12 protein-coding genes are annotated in these 15,265 nt (G+C 71.5%); 9 read left to right on the forward strand and 3 right to left on the reverse strand.

Annotation, left to right across the window (positions count from 1 at the left end):
- The first annotated feature begins 14 nt into the window (after window positions 1-14).
- The 4 genes from OG937_39445 to OG937_39460 all read left to right on the forward strand — a co-directional run bounded on the left by OG937_39445 (window position 15) and on the right by OG937_39460 (window position 4,164).
- Window positions 15-674: a response regulator transcription factor gene (locus tag OG937_39445; protein ID WUD79021.1), complete on the forward strand. Its 660-nt coding sequence runs from the start codon at window positions 15-17 to the stop codon at window positions 672-674.
- 1 nt (window position 675) lies between these two features.
- Entirely contained in the window at window positions 676-1,938 is a 1,263-nt protein-coding gene (locus tag OG937_39450; protein WUD77355.1) for a HAMP domain-containing histidine kinase, read from the forward strand.
- A gap of 152 nt (window positions 1,939-2,090) precedes the next feature.
- The gene (locus OG937_39455; protein WUD77356.1) at window positions 2,091-3,164 is read left to right on the forward strand and encodes a D-alanyl-D-alanine carboxypeptidase; all 1,074 of its coding nucleotides are present in this window, start codon (window positions 2,091-2,093) and stop codon (window positions 3,162-3,164) included.
- 88 nt (window positions 3,165-3,252) lie between these two features.
- On the forward strand, window positions 3,253-4,164 hold the full coding sequence (locus OG937_39460; GenBank protein WUD77357.1) for an endonuclease/exonuclease/phosphatase family protein: 912 nt from the start codon (window positions 3,253-3,255) through the stop codon (window positions 4,162-4,164).
- On the opposite strand, the gene OG937_39465 is transcribed toward OG937_39460, so the two are convergent.
- The 3 genes from OG937_39465 to OG937_39475 all read right to left on the reverse strand — a co-directional run bounded on the left by OG937_39465 (window position 4,131) and on the right by OG937_39475 (window position 8,869).
- Window positions 4,131-6,581, reverse strand: a complete 2,451-nt coding sequence (locus tag OG937_39465; GenBank protein WUD77358.1) for a SpoIIE family protein phosphatase — start codon at window positions 6,579-6,581, stop codon at window positions 4,131-4,133. The genes OG937_39460 and OG937_39465 overlap by 34 nt on opposite strands.
- Window positions 6,582-6,816: 235 nt before the next feature.
- Window positions 6,817-8,259 (reverse strand): NADP-dependent phosphogluconate dehydrogenase, encoded by a 1,443-nt coding sequence (gene gndA, locus OG937_39470; protein WUD77359.1) that lies wholly within the window; start codon window positions 8,257-8,259, stop codon window positions 6,817-6,819.
- 184 nt (window positions 8,260-8,443) lie between these two features.
- The gene (locus tag OG937_39475) at window positions 8,444-8,869 is read right to left on the reverse strand and encodes a hypothetical protein (protein ID WUD77360.1); all 426 of its coding nucleotides are present in this window, start codon (window positions 8,867-8,869) and stop codon (window positions 8,444-8,446) included.
- Between the two features lie 588 nt (window positions 8,870-9,457).
- Between OG937_39475 and OG937_39480 the strand changes: the two genes are divergently transcribed.
- From OG937_39480 to OG937_39500, 5 genes are all read left to right on the forward strand, one after another.
- On the forward strand, window positions 9,458-10,531 hold the full coding sequence (locus OG937_39480; GenBank protein ID WUD77361.1) for an alpha/beta fold hydrolase: 1,074 nt from the start codon (window positions 9,458-9,460) through the stop codon (window positions 10,529-10,531).
- Window positions 10,532-10,552: 21 nt separating this feature from the next.
- Window positions 10,553-10,756 carry a hypothetical protein gene (locus OG937_39485; GenBank protein ID WUD77362.1) on the forward strand — a complete coding sequence of 68 codons (204 nt, stop codon included), beginning with the start codon at window positions 10,553-10,555 and terminating at the stop codon, window positions 10,754-10,756.
- 202 nt (window positions 10,757-10,958) lie between these two features.
- Window positions 10,959-11,723 carry an SDR family oxidoreductase gene (locus tag OG937_39490; protein WUD77363.1) on the forward strand — a complete coding sequence of 255 codons (765 nt, stop codon included), beginning with the start codon at window positions 10,959-10,961 and terminating at the stop codon, window positions 11,721-11,723.
- A 174-nt stretch (window positions 11,724-11,897) separates the two neighbouring features.
- On the forward strand, window positions 11,898-13,214 hold the full coding sequence (nhaA, locus tag OG937_39495) for a Na+/H+ antiporter NhaA (GenBank protein ID WUD77364.1): 1,317 nt from the start codon (window positions 11,898-11,900) through the stop codon (window positions 13,212-13,214).
- A gap of 118 nt (window positions 13,215-13,332) precedes the next feature.
- A complete protein-coding gene (locus OG937_39500) occupies window positions 13,333-15,234 on the forward strand; it encodes an MBL fold metallo-hydrolase (protein WUD77365.1) in 1,902 nt (633 codons plus the stop codon).
- Window positions 15,235-15,265: the final 31 nt, after the last annotated feature.

Here is a 15,265-nt window from a genome sequence, read left to right on the forward strand (position 1 = left end):
GCAGGTCGGTCACCATGGCACTGGAGCGCTACGGCTACCGCGTCACGTCGGCCGGTGACGGTCTGACCGGGCTCGAACTGTTCCGGGAGGGCCGCCACGACCTGCTGCTGCTCGACGTGATGCTGCCGGGCCTGGACGGGATCGGGCTGTGCCGCAGGGTCAGGGAGACCAGCATGGACCCGATCCTGATGATGTCCGCGCGCGGCGACGCCTTGGACGTCGTCTCCGGCCTGGAGGCGGGCGCCGACGACTACGTGGTCAAACCCGTGGACACCGCGGTGCTGGTGGCCCGGATCCGCTCGCTGCTGCGCCGGGCGACCTTCACCCCCGTCTCCGCCCCCGCCGCGGTCCCGCCCCCGGCGGACCCGGTGGAGCGGCCGAAGGACTCCGCCCGGCTCGTCTTCGGTGACCTGACGATCGACACCGCCGGTCTTGAGGTGTTCCGGGCGGGCGCACCCGTCGCGCTCGCCCCCACCGAACTGCGGCTGCTCCTGGAGTTCGCCGCGAACCCGGGCGTCGTGCTGGACCGGAACACCCTGCTGCGCAACGTGTGGGACTACGGCTGGGACGGCGACAGCCGCGTGGTGGACCTCTGCGTGCAGCGGCTGCGGAAGAAGATCGGAGCCGATCGGATCGAGACCGTCCGCGGCTTCGGCTACAAGTTGCGGCGCTGAGGTGGACACCGTACGGGACCTGCTCAACTGGCGTTCGCTGCGCTGGAGGATCGCCCTCCTCGTGGCCGTGGCCTGCTGCGCGATCGCGCTGACCGTGGGGGTGCTGGTCCACCGCAGCACCCTGGAGCGGTCGATGAACGACGGCGGCGCGAAGGCCACGGAGCAGCTGGACCGGGCCGTGGAGGAGTACCGGCGCGACGGCGTGCCGCCCGACGGGCTGGAGACGTCGCCCGCCGCGATGCCCGCCGAGCTGCTCGACCGGCTGCGGCACGGGCAGGGGCCGAGCACCGGGCACGCCACCTGGTACGACGGTGACAGCCCCGGGGACCACCCGGAGATGTGGGCGGCGCAGATGATCCGGGGCGGCCCGGTGGCGATGAGCACCGACATGACGTCCGACCTGCTCACCCGGCGCGCCCTGGACCGGCACATGTGGAAGTACTCCCTGGCCGCGCTGGCCGTCGTCGTACCGCTGACGGCGCTCGCGGCCGAGCTGCCCAACCGCAGGCTGCGGCGCGTGGCGCGGACCGCGCGCCGGATCGCGGCCGGTGACCTGGCCGCGAGGACCACGGACGGCCGCGGCGCCCGCAGCGGCGACGAGATCACCGAGATCTCGGCCACCGTCGACTCGATGGCCGACAGCCTGCTCGGGCGGCTGACGGCCGAGCAGCGCTTCACCGCCGACGTCGCCCACGAACTGCGCACCCCGCTGATGGGCCTGGTCACCGCGAGCGGGCTGCTGCCCGAAGGGGAGGCCACCGACCTGGTCCGGGACCGGGTGGGGGTGTTGCGTGACCTGGTGGAGGACCTGCTGGAGATCTCCCGGCTCGACGCCGGCGCCGAGCGGGCCGAACTCAGGCCCGTCCCGCTCACCGAGGTCGTCGAGGACGCGCTGGCCCGCACCGGGCTACGGACACGGTTCGCCTCCGACGGCACCGTGTACGCACGGACCGACCCGCGCCGGGTCGACCGGATCGTGGCCAACCTCGTCGTCAACGCCCACCGGCACGGCGGCGCGCCCGTCGAGGTCGAGGTGGCGGGGACCACGGTGACCGTACGGGACCACGGCCCCGGATTCCCGCGCGAGCTGCTCGCGGACGGGCCCCAGCGGTTCCGCACCGGGGCCTCGGAGCGCGGTCGGGGCCACGGCCTCGGGCTGACCATCGCGCTCGGGCAGGCCCGCGTCATCGGCGCGTCGCTGTCCTTCGCCGACGCGCCCGACGGCGGGGCCCTCGCCACCCTCCGGTTGCCCGCGGCCGACTGAGGCGCGGCGCACGGCCGGACGGCGTTGATACACGACGGATGACCGGCCGAGCGGTGGCGGAGGCACGGTCACGGCCGGGCCGACACCAGCGCGCCCCACGGTGGGCGGTGTGCGTGAGAGCCACGCCGTGATCCCGTGGAGGTGCCCCGTCCATGCGCCCAGTCCCCGAACCCCGCGAACGTGACACCGGTGGACCGCGGTCCGCGGCGGGCCGGTCGCTCCGTGCACGACGTATCCCCGTGCCCGTCGTGGCAGGCGCGGCCGCCCTGGTCACCCTGATCGTGCTGGGCGCGCTGGTCGTCGCCACGGGCGACGACGGCGACGGAGGCGACGGGTCCCGGACGGGCGGTCTCCTCGGCCGGCGGCCGGAGCACCGCCCCACGGTGTCGTTGCCCTGGCCGCACGAGGGGCAGGCGAGCGTGCTGGTCGAGGGGCTCGGCGACGGAGGTGACCTGGGGGACCGTGGCGCGCAGAACCCGGTGCCCATCGCCAGTGTCGCCAAGGTGATGACCGCCTACGTGATCCTGCGCGACCATCCGTTGCGCGAGGGCGCGACCGGCCCCCGGGTCACCGTCGACCAGCAGGCCGCGGACGAGTCCGTGTCCGGCGTGGAGTCCAGCGTGCCGCTCAGGCAGGGGCAGCGGCTGGGCGAACGACAGCTGCTGGAGCTGATGCTGATCCCCTCCGGCAACAACGTCGCCCGGCTGCTGGCCCGTTGGGACGCGGGCTCGCAGGAGGCGTTCGTCGCCAAGATGAACCGGGCCGCCGACCACCTCGGCATGGACCGGACCACCTACACCGGGGCCAGCGGCATCGAGGCCACCACCACCAGCACCTCCGGCGACCAGCTGAAGCTGGCCCGGCAGGTCATGCGCGACCCGGTGTTCGCAGCCGTCGTCGCCCTGCCCGGCACCACCGTCCCCGGAGTGCCCGGCACCATCCTCAACACCAACACCCTGCTCGGCACGTCCGGCGTGATCGGGCTCAAGACCGGCTCCAGCACCCCTGCGGGCGGCGCCCTGATGTGGGCGGCCACCGCACCCGACCGCCGCGGACGCGGCCATCTCGCCCTCGGCGTCGTCCTCCACCAGCGTCCCGGCACCAGCCCGCAGGAGGGCCTGAACGCCGTCCTGGGCACCAGCCACACCCTGGTGGAGGGCGTACGGCGATGGGTCGCCGGGACGGACCCCGCGTCCGCGGCCGGTGCCCGGTCGGGGGACCGGTGAGCCGGCCGTGACCACTCTCCTCCGCGTACCCGGCGCCCCGCCGGAACCCGAACCCGCTCGCGGACGACGGCCGGGCAGGTGCCCCGGCATGTGGCGACGAGGACGCGTCGCCGCCGCCCTCGCGGCGTCGGCCGCCCTCGTCATGATGGGCCACACCCACGTCCCCAACGGGCCCGGCCACCTCGGCAGCCTCGTCGAGACCTTCCTGCCCTGGACCGGCCTGGCCGTCCCGCTCCTGCTGCTCTGCGCGCTGCTGCGGCGCTCCGCGACCGCCGCCGTGGCCGTCCTGCTGCCCGCCGTCGTCTGGTGCTCGCTCTTCGGCGGGGCACTGGCCGACAAGCGGGCGGCCGGCGGGGACCTGACCGTCGTCACGCACAACGCGAACGAGCAGAACCCGGACCCGGCGCGCACCGCCCGTGCCCTGGCGGCCTCCGGCGCCGACCTGGTGGCCATCGAGGAAGTGGGCGACAACGCGCAGGCGTACGGCACCGCGCTGGGCGCCGCGTACCCCTTCCACTCGGTGCAGGGCACGGTCGGCCTGTGGAGCCGCTACCCGCTCACCGACACCCGGACGGTCGACATCGCGCCCTGGCCGCGTGCCCTGCGTGCCACCGTCCGCACCCCCAAGGGGCCCGTCGCCGTCTACGTCGCCCACCTGCTGTCCGTCCGGTTCACCCCCGTGTACGGCTTCGGTACGTCCGGACGCGACGCCGCCGCGCGCGCTCTGGCCGGTGCCCTGCGCGCCGAACCCCTGCCCCGCACCCTGCTCATGGGCGATTTCAACGGCACCACGGACGACCGGGCCCTGTCCGCGGTCACGTCCCAACTACGTTCGGCCCAGACCGAGTCGGGTGCCGGGTTCGGCCTGACCTGGCCCGCGTCCTTCCCCGTGGCCCGGATCGACCACATCCTGGTGCGCGGTATGGAACCGCGGTCGGCCTGGACCCTCCCGGCCACGGGCAGCGATCACCTGCCGGTTGCGGCATCGGTCCGTCTGTAGGCGGGCAGGTCCATCTCCGCCCACACGACCTTGCCGCCGCCCGACACCGGCCGGCAGCCCCATCGGCGGGACAACTGGGCCACCAGGTAGAGGCCACGGCCGTGGTCGTCCAGGGACCGTGCGCGACGCCGCCGCGGGAAGCACCCGTCGGCGTCGGACACCTCGCAGGTGAGGACCTGATGCCGGATCAGGCGCAGCACGACCGGGCCGGCGCCGTGACGCAGCGCGTTGGTGACCAGTTCGCTGACGATGAGCCTCGCCGGGTCCTCGAGCCCGTCCAGACCCCACGCGGTCAGTTGACGGGCCGTCATGTCCCGGGCCTGGCGGGCGGCAGTCCGGTCGCCGGGCAGAGTGAAGGAGGCGACCTGGTCCGGGGCGAGGGAGCGGGTCCGGACCAGGAGCAGGGAGACGTCGTCGGACGCGGCCTGGCCCCGGAGGGTCTCCGTCGCGAGGCCGCAGAGGTCCTCCAGGGATCGGCCCGGCCGGGCGAGGGCGGTGCCCAGGCGGCGCATGCCCTCCTCGATGTCGTGGTCCCGGTTCTCGACCAGGCCGTCGGTGTACAGGGCGATGAGGCTTCCCTCGGGCAGCTCCACCTCCACGGCCTCGAACGGGTCTCCCAGCCCGATGCCCAGCGGGGCCCCGGTGGGCAGGTCGGGGAAGGTGACCCGGCCCTGCGGGTCGACGATGACGGGCGGGGGGTGACCGGCCCCCGCCATGGTGCAGCGGCGGGTGGCGGGGTCGTAGACGGCGTACAGGCAGGTGGCGCCCATGACCGCCGGGGTCGCGTGGTCGTCGCCCTCCGCCAGCCGCTGGAGGGTGTCGTCGAGACGGGTCAGCAGTTCGTCGGGGGGCAGCTCCATGTCGGCGAGGGTGTGGACCGCGGTGCGGAGCCTGCCCATGGTCGCTGCGGCGTGCAGGCCGTGCCCGACGACGTCGCCGACGACGAGGGCGACCCGGGCGCCCGACAGGGGGATCACGTCGAACCAGTCACCGCCGACGCAGTGGTCCACGTCGGCGGGCAGGTAGCGCGATGCCGTCTCGACCGCTGCTCCGCCCTTCAACTGGCGGGGGAGCAGCGTGCGTTGCAGGGTGAGGGCCGCGGTGTGCTCGCGGGCGTACTGGCGTGCGTTGTCCAGCGACAGGGCGGCGCGGCCGACGAGCTCTTCGGCCAGCAGCAGGTCGACGTCCTGGAACGGCGTCTGATTCTCGGTGCGCAGGAACAACGCCGTTCCCAGCAGCGTCCGACGCGCCCGGATGGGCACGATCATGATCGAATGCCCGCCGTTGCCGCGGAGCCGGCGCGCCAGCTCCGGTGCGGTGTCGAGCCAGCTGCCGGGAGCGGTGTCGAGCGTCGGCTCCAGACGGGACCTGCCGGAACGCAGCACGTCGGAAAGGGGCGAGACGAGCGGTACGCCGATCGGTTCACCACGCAGCCACGGGGATTCGGGCACCCCGGGGTGGATCGAGGCGAGCCCGGCACGCCGGAAACCGGGCAGCCGCTTGCCCGCGGTGCCGACACGGACCGGGGGGCCTTCGCCGAACGAGACCGACTGCTCCAGGTCCACGGCGACGTAGTCGGCGAGCAGGGGCACGGCGAGGTCGGCCAGCTCCTGGCCGGCCTGCATCACGTCCAGGGTGCTCCCGAGCCGCGCACCGGCCTCGCCGAGGACGGCGAGGCGCTCGTGAGCCCGCCGGCCCTCGACGACGTCCGCGCTGATGACGCACACTCCCAGTGCCTGGTCGTTCGCGTCCAGGAGGCACTGACAGGACACCGCGAACGGCCGCTCCCGGCCCGGAGCCGTCGGGAGCCAGGTGCGGTACTCGTGGACCCTGGACGTACCGCTCCGCAGCACCTGCCGCATCAGCGCCTCGATGGCCCGCGCCTCGGCGCCGGACCGGATGTCGGGGAACCGGCGCCCGAGGCGCCCGTCACGGGGAAGGCCGTCGTGGCTCTCCATCGTGTCGTTCACGCCGGTGCACCGCAGTTGCCGATCACGGATGATGACGCCGATCGGCGCGCGGGTCAGCAACGATCCCCGCACCGACTCGTTGATGGAGCCGGCGGACGAGGTGCCGGCATTGATCAGGGAGGCGAGCCACTGCGTCTCGCCGTCATGCCCCTGCACCATGGAGATCCGCAGAGTGGTGTCGACCACGCGGCCGTCCCGGTGGCGCACCGCCGTCACGCCCGGCCAGCCGTTCCGGGCGCGGCACTGCTCGACGAAGGCCGACATCGACGGCGCCGACCCGTACGACGGCAGCACGTGGGCGGCTGACCGGCCCACCATGTCGCCCGCGGAGAGTCCGACGAGCTGCCGGGCGGCCTGTGTCCATCCGACCACGGTCCCCCGCTCGTCGAGCAGGGCGATGGCGGTGTCGGATATCTCGGCCGTGTTCAGCTGTTTGCCAAGAGACATGTAGGGGCTGAATGTGGTCGCCAAGTGGCTGCCCTCGGATGGATGGGGGATGGGTACGACAGGGGCGTGGAGCTTTTTTGCCCCGGTTTCAACAGTTGACCGGGCAAGCATCCTTTTTGTGACAGCCCCCTGTGGGCGGCGCCGTGACCTGCGGATTTTCCGTTGGCGACCCCTGGACAGGCGCCGGCCGAGCACCTGACGTACCTCGACCCGGGGCGTGCGGCTGCCCGCTCGGTCAGCTGACTGCTTCTTCCGTGCGGTCGGTGTCCCAGCGGGTGTGGTGGCTGCCGGGGCGGTCCGTGCGGCGGTAGGTGTGGGCGCCGAAGTAGTCGCGCTGGGCCTGGATCAGCGCTGCGGGGAGCCGCGGGGTGCGCAGGGTGTCGTAGTGGGCGAGGGCGGCGGCGAAGGCGGGTGCGGGGACACCGTCGCGGGTGGCGTGGGCCACGACCAGGCGCCAGGGGAGTTGGGCGTCGCCGACTTCCCTGGCGAAGCCGGGGTCGGCGAGGAGGCTGGGCAGAGCGGGGTCGGTGGCGTAGGCGTCGCGGACGCGGTCGAGGAAGGCGGCGCGGATGATGCAGCCGGCGCGCCACACCGCGGCGACGGTGGCGAGGTCGGTGTTCCAGCCGTAGGTGTCGCCGGCGGCCTGGATCTGGTGGAGGCCCTGGGCGTAGGAGATGACCTTGGATGCGTACAGGGCCTGTTCGACCTGGTCGGTGAAGCGGGCGGCGTCGCGTTCGCCGAGGACGGTGGGGGTGGGGCCGGGCAGGGCGGCGCCGGTGGCGCGCAGGGCGGCGTGTCCGGACAGGGAGCGGGCGAAGACGGCCTCGGCGATGCCGGAGACGGGGATGCCGAGGTCGAGGGCGGTCTGCACGGTCCAGCGTCCGGTGCCCTTCTGCTCGGCGGCGTCGGCGATGACGTCGATGAAGGGGAGGCCGGTGTCGGTGTCGTGGTGGGCGAGGACTTCGGCGGTGATCTCGATGAGGTAGGAGTTCAGCCGGCCGGTGTTCCACTGGCGGAAGACCTCGGCGATCCGTGCCGGGTGCCATCCGGTGGTGTGGCGGAGCAGGTGGTAGGCCTCGGCGATGAGTTGCATGTCGGCGTACTCGATGCCGTTGTGGACCATTTTGACGAAGTGGCCGGCGCCGTCGGGGCCGAGGTGGGCGACGGCGGGAGTGCCGTCGGGGGTGGTGGCGGCGATGTCGGTCAGGACGGGGGCCAGGAGCCGGTAGGCCTCTTGGGAGCCGCCGGGCATGATGCTGGGGCCCTGGAGTGCGCCTTCCTCGCCACCGGAGACGCCGGTGCCCAGGAAGTGGATGCCGCGTTCGCGCAGGGTGGCTTCGCGGCGGCGGGTGTCGGCGAAGTGGGCGTTGCCGCCGTCGACGATGACGTCGCCGGGCTCGAGCAGTGGCGCGTATTCGGCGATGACGTCGTCGGTGGGCCGGCCGGCCTGCACCATGACGATCAGGCGGCGGGGGCGTTGCAGCGCGGCGACCATCTCCTTGGCGGAGTCCGCCGCGATGAAGGTGCCCTCGTGACCGAAGCCGTCGATCAGATCCCGGGTGCGGGCGGGGGTGCGGTTGTGGACGGCGACGGTGTAGCCGTGCCGGGCCAGATTACGGGCGAGGTTGCGGCCCATCACGGCGAGGCCGGTGACGCCGATCTGTGCGGTGGGGAACATGGTTCGTCCTTCGGGTTTCTGACGGGCTGTCTGCGGTGCGACTCGCGAAGTCGTCTCTGGGAAGGCGGGCCACCGCCGGCTCGGGCCGGCGGCCGGCGGTGGCCACGACGCGGACCCCTTGGTGCGCGCGCACTCCCGTCCAACGGCGCGGGTACCGAAGCCGGGTCCTGTCGTTTCGGTGACTTCAGGCGGCGGCCTGTCGCGGCGGAAGAAAGGCACCGGCGGTCTCCGGGTCGGGCCACGGTGTGACGGTCTCCCCGGCGACGAGCCAGCCGTAGGCGCCGCCCCGCTTCAGGCGCAGCTCGTAGAGGAAGGGGGCGGCGGTGTCGCTCATGCGACGGTAGAGAAGCGCGGTCGCGTACTCGCCCTGGTCCTCGGTGTGCAGGACCTTGTACTCGGTGGACAGGGGCGCCTCACCCGCCTGCCCCCGGGCGGCGAACTCCGCGAAGACCTCCTTGCGGGGAGCCGCCGCGATAGCTCCCTCCCGGGTCGGGAAGAGGATCGCCATGTCGTCCGTGTAGAGCTTCTCCATGGCGTCCATGCGGTAGTTGCTGCCGTCGTGCACGACGCGGGAGATGAATTCCTGCATCTCAGTGGTGATGGCACTCATGGCTTTTCTCCTTCTGCTGGGTGTTGAGGTACGCCGCCGGTCACTCCGGTCAACGGCCGACCGGCGGCGGCATCGCGAGGAGCACCTCGACGACACTTTGTGGATGGCCTGGCAAGGATTCACTCGGACTCTGGCCGACACCTGCATCTGGCCCTGCGTGAACGCCGAAAAATGATCGTTCGACGTATGCCGAACAACCTAACACGGCCGGCTTCGCCCTGAACGTTGCGATCGGCGTGACGGCGCTCTCATTGCAAGTGCACACGGTGTCGCCCATGAGTCAGAACGAAGGTCGTGAGCTATGCCACCTTCACGACATTCCCGGTCGGTGAATGGCCGGTGTACGGTCGCAAGCGAAGTTCGATGACTGGCGAACGTGGTGTACATCCCGCCTGTTGTCGTGCGCGAAGGGGCCCCACCCGCCATTGAGCGGCGGCGTGACACTGTGCCCACACGAAATCAACGCAACATTGGCTACCGCCTCGCAGGGGTGGCCGTTTGCCTGCGCGAAATGGGCCGCCGCACTCCCCTTGGGTCCGCGCCGGGCAGTTCTGCGGCATCGAAAAGACTGACTGGAGTGAGTAACGCATGACGAGTCGAGCGAGCAATCTCAGCCGTCGACGGTTGCTGTACGCCATGGGGGCGCTGGGCGCGGGAACCGCCGCGGCGGCGATGACGTCCGGGGTCGCCGAGGCCGTCACGGGAACGGGTGCCACGACTGCAGGCTTGTTCACGCCGCCTCCAGGCGACGGCGCGGTCGTGCCCATGAGGCTGCACGTGCCGGAGCGCATGCTGGACGATCTGCGGCGGCGCCTGGCCATGACTCGGTGGCCGACCGAAGAGCTCGTGGACGACTGGTCCCAGGGGGCTCCGCTGTGGCGGGTCAAGCGACTCGTGGACCACTGGCAGCGACACTACGACTGGCGCAGGGTGGAGGCGCTGCTCAACGGATTCGGGCAGTACCGCACCGTGATCGACGGCGTGAGCATCCATTTCCTGCATGCCAGGTCACCGCACCGCGACGCCATGCCCATCATGCTCACGCACGGCTGGCCGGGCTCGATCCTGGAATTCCGCAAGGTGATCCGGCGCCTGACCCACCCGACCGAGTTCGGTGGATCCGCGCGTGACGCATTCCACGTCGTCACCCCGTCCCTCCCGGGATTCGGCTTCTCCGATCAGCCGGACGATGTGGGATGGGGTCGCGTGAGGACGGCGAAGGCCTGGGCGAAGATCATGCCTCGCCTTGGCTACGATCACTACCTCTCCCAAGGAGGGGACTGGGGCGCTGCCGTCAATGTCCAGCTGGGTGTCCTGCGTCCCAAGGGGCTGCTGGGCATCCACGTGAATTTCCCTCAGATCGTTCCCCCTGATCTCGACCCCAAGCGCCTCACTCCGGAGGAGCGGGTCGCGATGAATCAGCTGAACACACAACAGCAGAACGAGATCGGCTATCAGCTCCAGATGATGACCAGGCCCCAGACCGTTTCCTACTCTCTGGCGGACTCCCCGGTCGGGCAGGCCGCCTGGATCTACGAGAAATTCGGTGTCTGGACCGACAGTGACAAGAACCCCGAGTCGGTCCTCACCCTGGACGAGATGCTGGACGACATCACTCTGTACTGGCTGACGAATACGGCGGAGTCCGCCGCACGCTTCTAATGGGAGAACTCGGACATCACCATGAACGCAGTCAAGATCGACGTGCCCATGGGTGTGACACTGTTCCCCAAGGAGTTCTACACGCCGCCTCGCGCATGGGCCGAGAAGGCGTTCTCCAACCTCGTCTACTGGAATCGGGCAAGCAGGGGCGGCCACTTCGCGGCGTTCGAGCAGCCGAAGATCTTCGCGGAGGAGGTGCGCAATTTCGGTCGGCTGTTCCGCTGACATCCTGCTGCGCCCACAGGCGGCCCACTGTCGAACGCGGTGGGCCGCTTGCGCTTTTCCGGCACGGGCGCGGGCGCGGCGTCGTGTAGCGATCGGCGGAGCGACCTGCGGCGCGTGTCACGCCTCACCTTTCCCACCAAAGCGTTTCACACGCGTGTACCTTGTTCGTAGTTCGCCGAACATCGAACAAAGGAGAGAGTCCATGACCACCACATCCCACCTGCCCTTCTCCGGTCACGTCGCCATCGTCACCGGCGCGGGGTCCGGCATCGGCCGCGCGACGGCACACGCTTTGGCGCAGGCCGGGGCGAACGTGCTCGGTGTCGGCCGCCGCATGGACGCCCTCGAGGAAACAGCCAAGGCCCACCCGAACATCGAAGCCCTGTCCGTGAACCTCGTCGACGATGGCGCGCCCGCTCAGGTCGTCAACACCGCCGTGGCGCGCTGGGGACGGCTCGACCTGCTGGTGAACAACGCCGGCGCCACGGCCGTCATGCCCCTGGCCGAGGCGGACAAGCAGGTCATCGCCGACCTGTTCGCCCTCAACGTGGTGGCGCCGAGCATGCTCGCGCACGAGGCCCTGCCCCATCTGCGCGAGTCCTCCGGCAGCATCGTCAACGTGTCGAGCACCTACGGACACCGCCCCATGTCCGGGGGATCCCACTATGCGGCCACCAAGGCCGCGATCGAGCAGATGACCCGCAGCTGGGCCCTCGAGCTCGCGGCGGAGGGCATCCGCGTCAACTCAGTCGCTCCCGGCCCCACCCGGACCGACGTCATGGTCGCCGCAGGCCTGACCCCCGAGGCGATCAACGACATGTACGCCTACGAGCGCGACCGCATCCCCACGCACCGCATCGGGGACGTCGAGGACATCGCCCACTGGATCCTGCGCATGGCCGAGCCGGCCGGACGCCAGGCCACCGGGCAGGTCATCACCGTCGACGGTGGCCTGGAACTCATCTGACGTCACGACGCGGGCGCCGGGTGCGGGAGGTACCAGGAACGGTGGGCCACCGATGTGCCGCCGTTAGGGTGTCAGTAAGGCGTCAAGAAGAGGCGCCCGGTGTGCCGGGAAGTCTGGTCGGCGTTGTGAGGGGCCGTGTGCCCGTTGCCGTCGACGCCCCGGAGGTTCGCCCTTATGGCCACCGCCCCCCGTTCCCGCCCCCCGTTCCTCGGCGTACTCCCGTGGCCGGAGCGGCGGGCCGTCGCCCACGCCCTGCGGACGGAGACGGTCGGGGGCCTGGTCCTGCTGGCCGCGGCGGTGGTGGCCCTGGTGTGGGCGAACAGTCCGTTCAGCGGCGCGTACGAGGCGATACGCGACTTCCGCTTCGGCATCCCCGCCCTGGGGCTGGACCTGTCGGTGGGGCACTGGACGGCGGACGGGCTGCTGGCGGTGTTCTTCCTGGTCGCCGGGATCGAGCTGAAACGCGAACTCGTCGTCGGCGAACTGCGCACCCCGGCGACCGCCGCGCTGCCGGTCATCGCGGCCGTGTGCGGCATGGTGGTGCCCGCCGGGCTGTACGCCGTGGTCGCGGCACTCGGGGGCGGCAGTCCGAGGGGCTGGGCGGTGCCGATGGCCACCGACATCGCCTTCGCGCTGGCGGTCCTGGCCGTCGTCTCCACCCACCTCCCCGCGGCGCTGAGAGCCTTCCTCCTCACCCTCGCGGTGGTCGACGACCTGGGCGCGATCCTGGTCATCGCGGTGTTCTTCACCTCCGACCTCAACCTCTGGGCGCTGCTCGGTGCGGCAGCCGGGCTCGCGGTGTTCTACGTGCTGCAGCGGCTGCGGGTCACCGGCTGGTGGTGGTACGTGCCGCTCGGTGTGGCGATCTGGGCGCTGATGTACAACGGCGGCGTGCACGCCACCGTGGCCGGGGTGGCCATGGGCCTGATCCTGCGGACCACCCGCGACGAGGACGAGGTGACCTCGCCCGCCGAGCGCACCGGCTACCTGCTGCACCCCTTGTCCGCCGGTGTCGTCGTCCCCCTGTTCGCCCTGTTCGCGGCCGGGGTCGGCGTCTCCGCGGGTGCCCTGGGGGAGGTGTTCACCAGCCCCGAACCGCTCGGCGTCGTCGTGGGCCTGGTGCTCGGCAAGATCGCCGGGATCTTCGCCGGAACCTACCTCGCCGCCCGTTTCACGCGGGCCCGGTTGAATCCGGACCTCGCCTGGGCCGACGTGTTCGGCCTCGCCACCCTGGGTGGCGTCGGCTTCACCGTCGCCCTGCTGATCGGCGAACTCGCCTTCCCCGCGACCGCGCAAGGCGAGCACGTCAAGGCCGCGGTCCTGGTGGCCTCGGTGATCTCGGCCTGCCTGGCCGCGCTGCTCCTGCACCGCCGCAACCGGCTGTACCGGCGGCTGTGCGCCGAGGAGGACGCCGACGCCGACGGGGACGGCATCCCCGACATCTACCAGCGCGGCGGCGCGAGCCCGGCGACGGCCGAACAGGCGGACTGATCGCCGGTTCGTCCGGGCGGCGTACTCCCGCTGGCATGCGGACGCCGTCCTGACGAGGCTGGCAGAGGGTTCATCCCGTGTGGGCGTGATGCCGGTACCGGTCTCGAAGGAGAACACGATGTCCGCCGATTCCGCGCTGAAGGGCCCCGAACCGGCGATCGTCGCCGCCAACCAGGCCGCACGAAGCCTTCTGCCGTTCGAGGACAGCCGCGACCTGGACGACGCCGGCCGTGGTTTCCTCGGCACCGTCGGCCAGCGGGAGATCACGGACCGCGACGGTCGCGTGGTGTGGTCCCTGGACGCGTACGGCTTCCTCGACGCCGACTGCCCGAACACCGCGCACCCGAGCCTGTGGCGGCAGAGCGCTCTCGTCGCCCGGCACGGGCTGTTCGAGGTGGCCGAGGGCATCTACCAGGTACGTGGCTTCGACCTGTCCAACATGACGGTCGTCGAGGGCGAGCGGGGCATCCTGGTCATCGACCCCCTCCTCTCCGTCGAGACCGCCGCAGCCGCCCTGGCCCTGTACCGGCACCACCGCGGCGACCGCCCCGTCAGCGGCGTGCTCTACACCCACAGCCACGTCGACCACTTCGGCGGCGTCAAGGGCGTCGTGACCGCCGAAGAGGCCGGAGCCGGACTGCCCGTCATCGCCCCCCAGGGTTTCCTTGCCCATGCCGTCAGCGAGAACGTGTACGCGGGCACGGCGATGGCACGCCGCGCCGCCTACATGTACGGCGCCGCACTGCCCAAGGGGACGCAGGGCCAGATCGGGGCAGGTCTGGGGCAGACGACCTCCACGGGCACGGTCAGCCTCATCGCGCCCAGCGTCGAGATCATGCGCACCGGCCAGACGCACACCGTCGACGGCATCCGCATGGTCTTCCAGCTCACCCCCGAGACCGAGGCGCCGGCCGAGCTGAACATCCACTTCCCCGGCCGCGCGGCGCTCTGCATGGCCGAGAACGCCACCCACAACCTCCACAACCTGCTCACCCTGCGCGGAGCCGAGGTCCGGGACCCACGCGTCTGGGCGCAGTACCTCACCCAGACCATCCAGCTCTTCGGCGCCTCCTCCGACGTCGCGTTCGCCTCGCACCACTGGCCGACCTGGGGCCGCGAACGGGTGCTGACCTTCCTGTCCGACCAACGCGACCTGTACGCGTACCTGCACGACCAGACCCTGCGCCTGATCAACCAGGGACTCACGGCCCTGGAGATCGCCGAACGGATGCACCTGCCGCCGGCCCTGGAACACGTCTGGCACACCCACGGCTACTACGGCTCCGTCAGCCACAACGTCAAGGCGATCTACCAGCGGTACCTGGGCTGGTTCGACGGCAACCCCGCCCACCTGTGGGAACACCCGCCCACCGAAGCCGCCACCCGCTACGTGGACTTCATGGGAGGCGCCGACGAGGTCCTGCGGCGCGCCCGCCGGTCCTACGCGGACGGCGACTTCCGCTGGGTGGCCCAGGTCGTCAACCACGTGCTGTTCGCCGACCCCGGCAACACCGAGGCACGAGAGCTGCAGGCGGACGCCCTCACCCAGCTCGGCTACGGCAGCGAGAACGGCACATGGCGCAACTTCTTCCTCACCGGCGCCCTCGAACTGCGCCACGGCACGGTCGGCACGCCCACCGTCACCGCGTCGCCCGACGTGATCTCCGCGCTCTCCCTCGACCAGCTCTTCGACTCCCTCGCCATCCGCGTCGACGGCCCCGCCGGCTGGGACGCGGACATCACCATCCGCTGGAACGTCCACGGTTCGGAGCCCATCACCTGGCGCTTGCACAACGGCGTGCTCACCCACGTGCCCGGCGAGGGCCCCGCCGCCACCGAACCCGACCTGGCGATCACCCTCCCCGAAGCCGATCTGCGGGCCGTCCTCCTCGGAACCCTGCCGGCAGCCGACCTGGCGGCCCGAGCGGGCATCCAGGTGTCGGGCGACCCCGGCAGGCTCGCCGAACTCCTCGCGCACCTCGGCGAACCCGACCCGGACTTCGCGATCGTCACTCCGTAGACGCCCCCGGCTGCACGGGACCGGCCGGGTC

This window comes from Streptomyces sp. NBC_00510 (assembly GCA_036013505.1).
Lineage (GTDB): Bacteria > Actinomycetota > Actinomycetes > Streptomycetales > Streptomycetaceae > Actinacidiphila.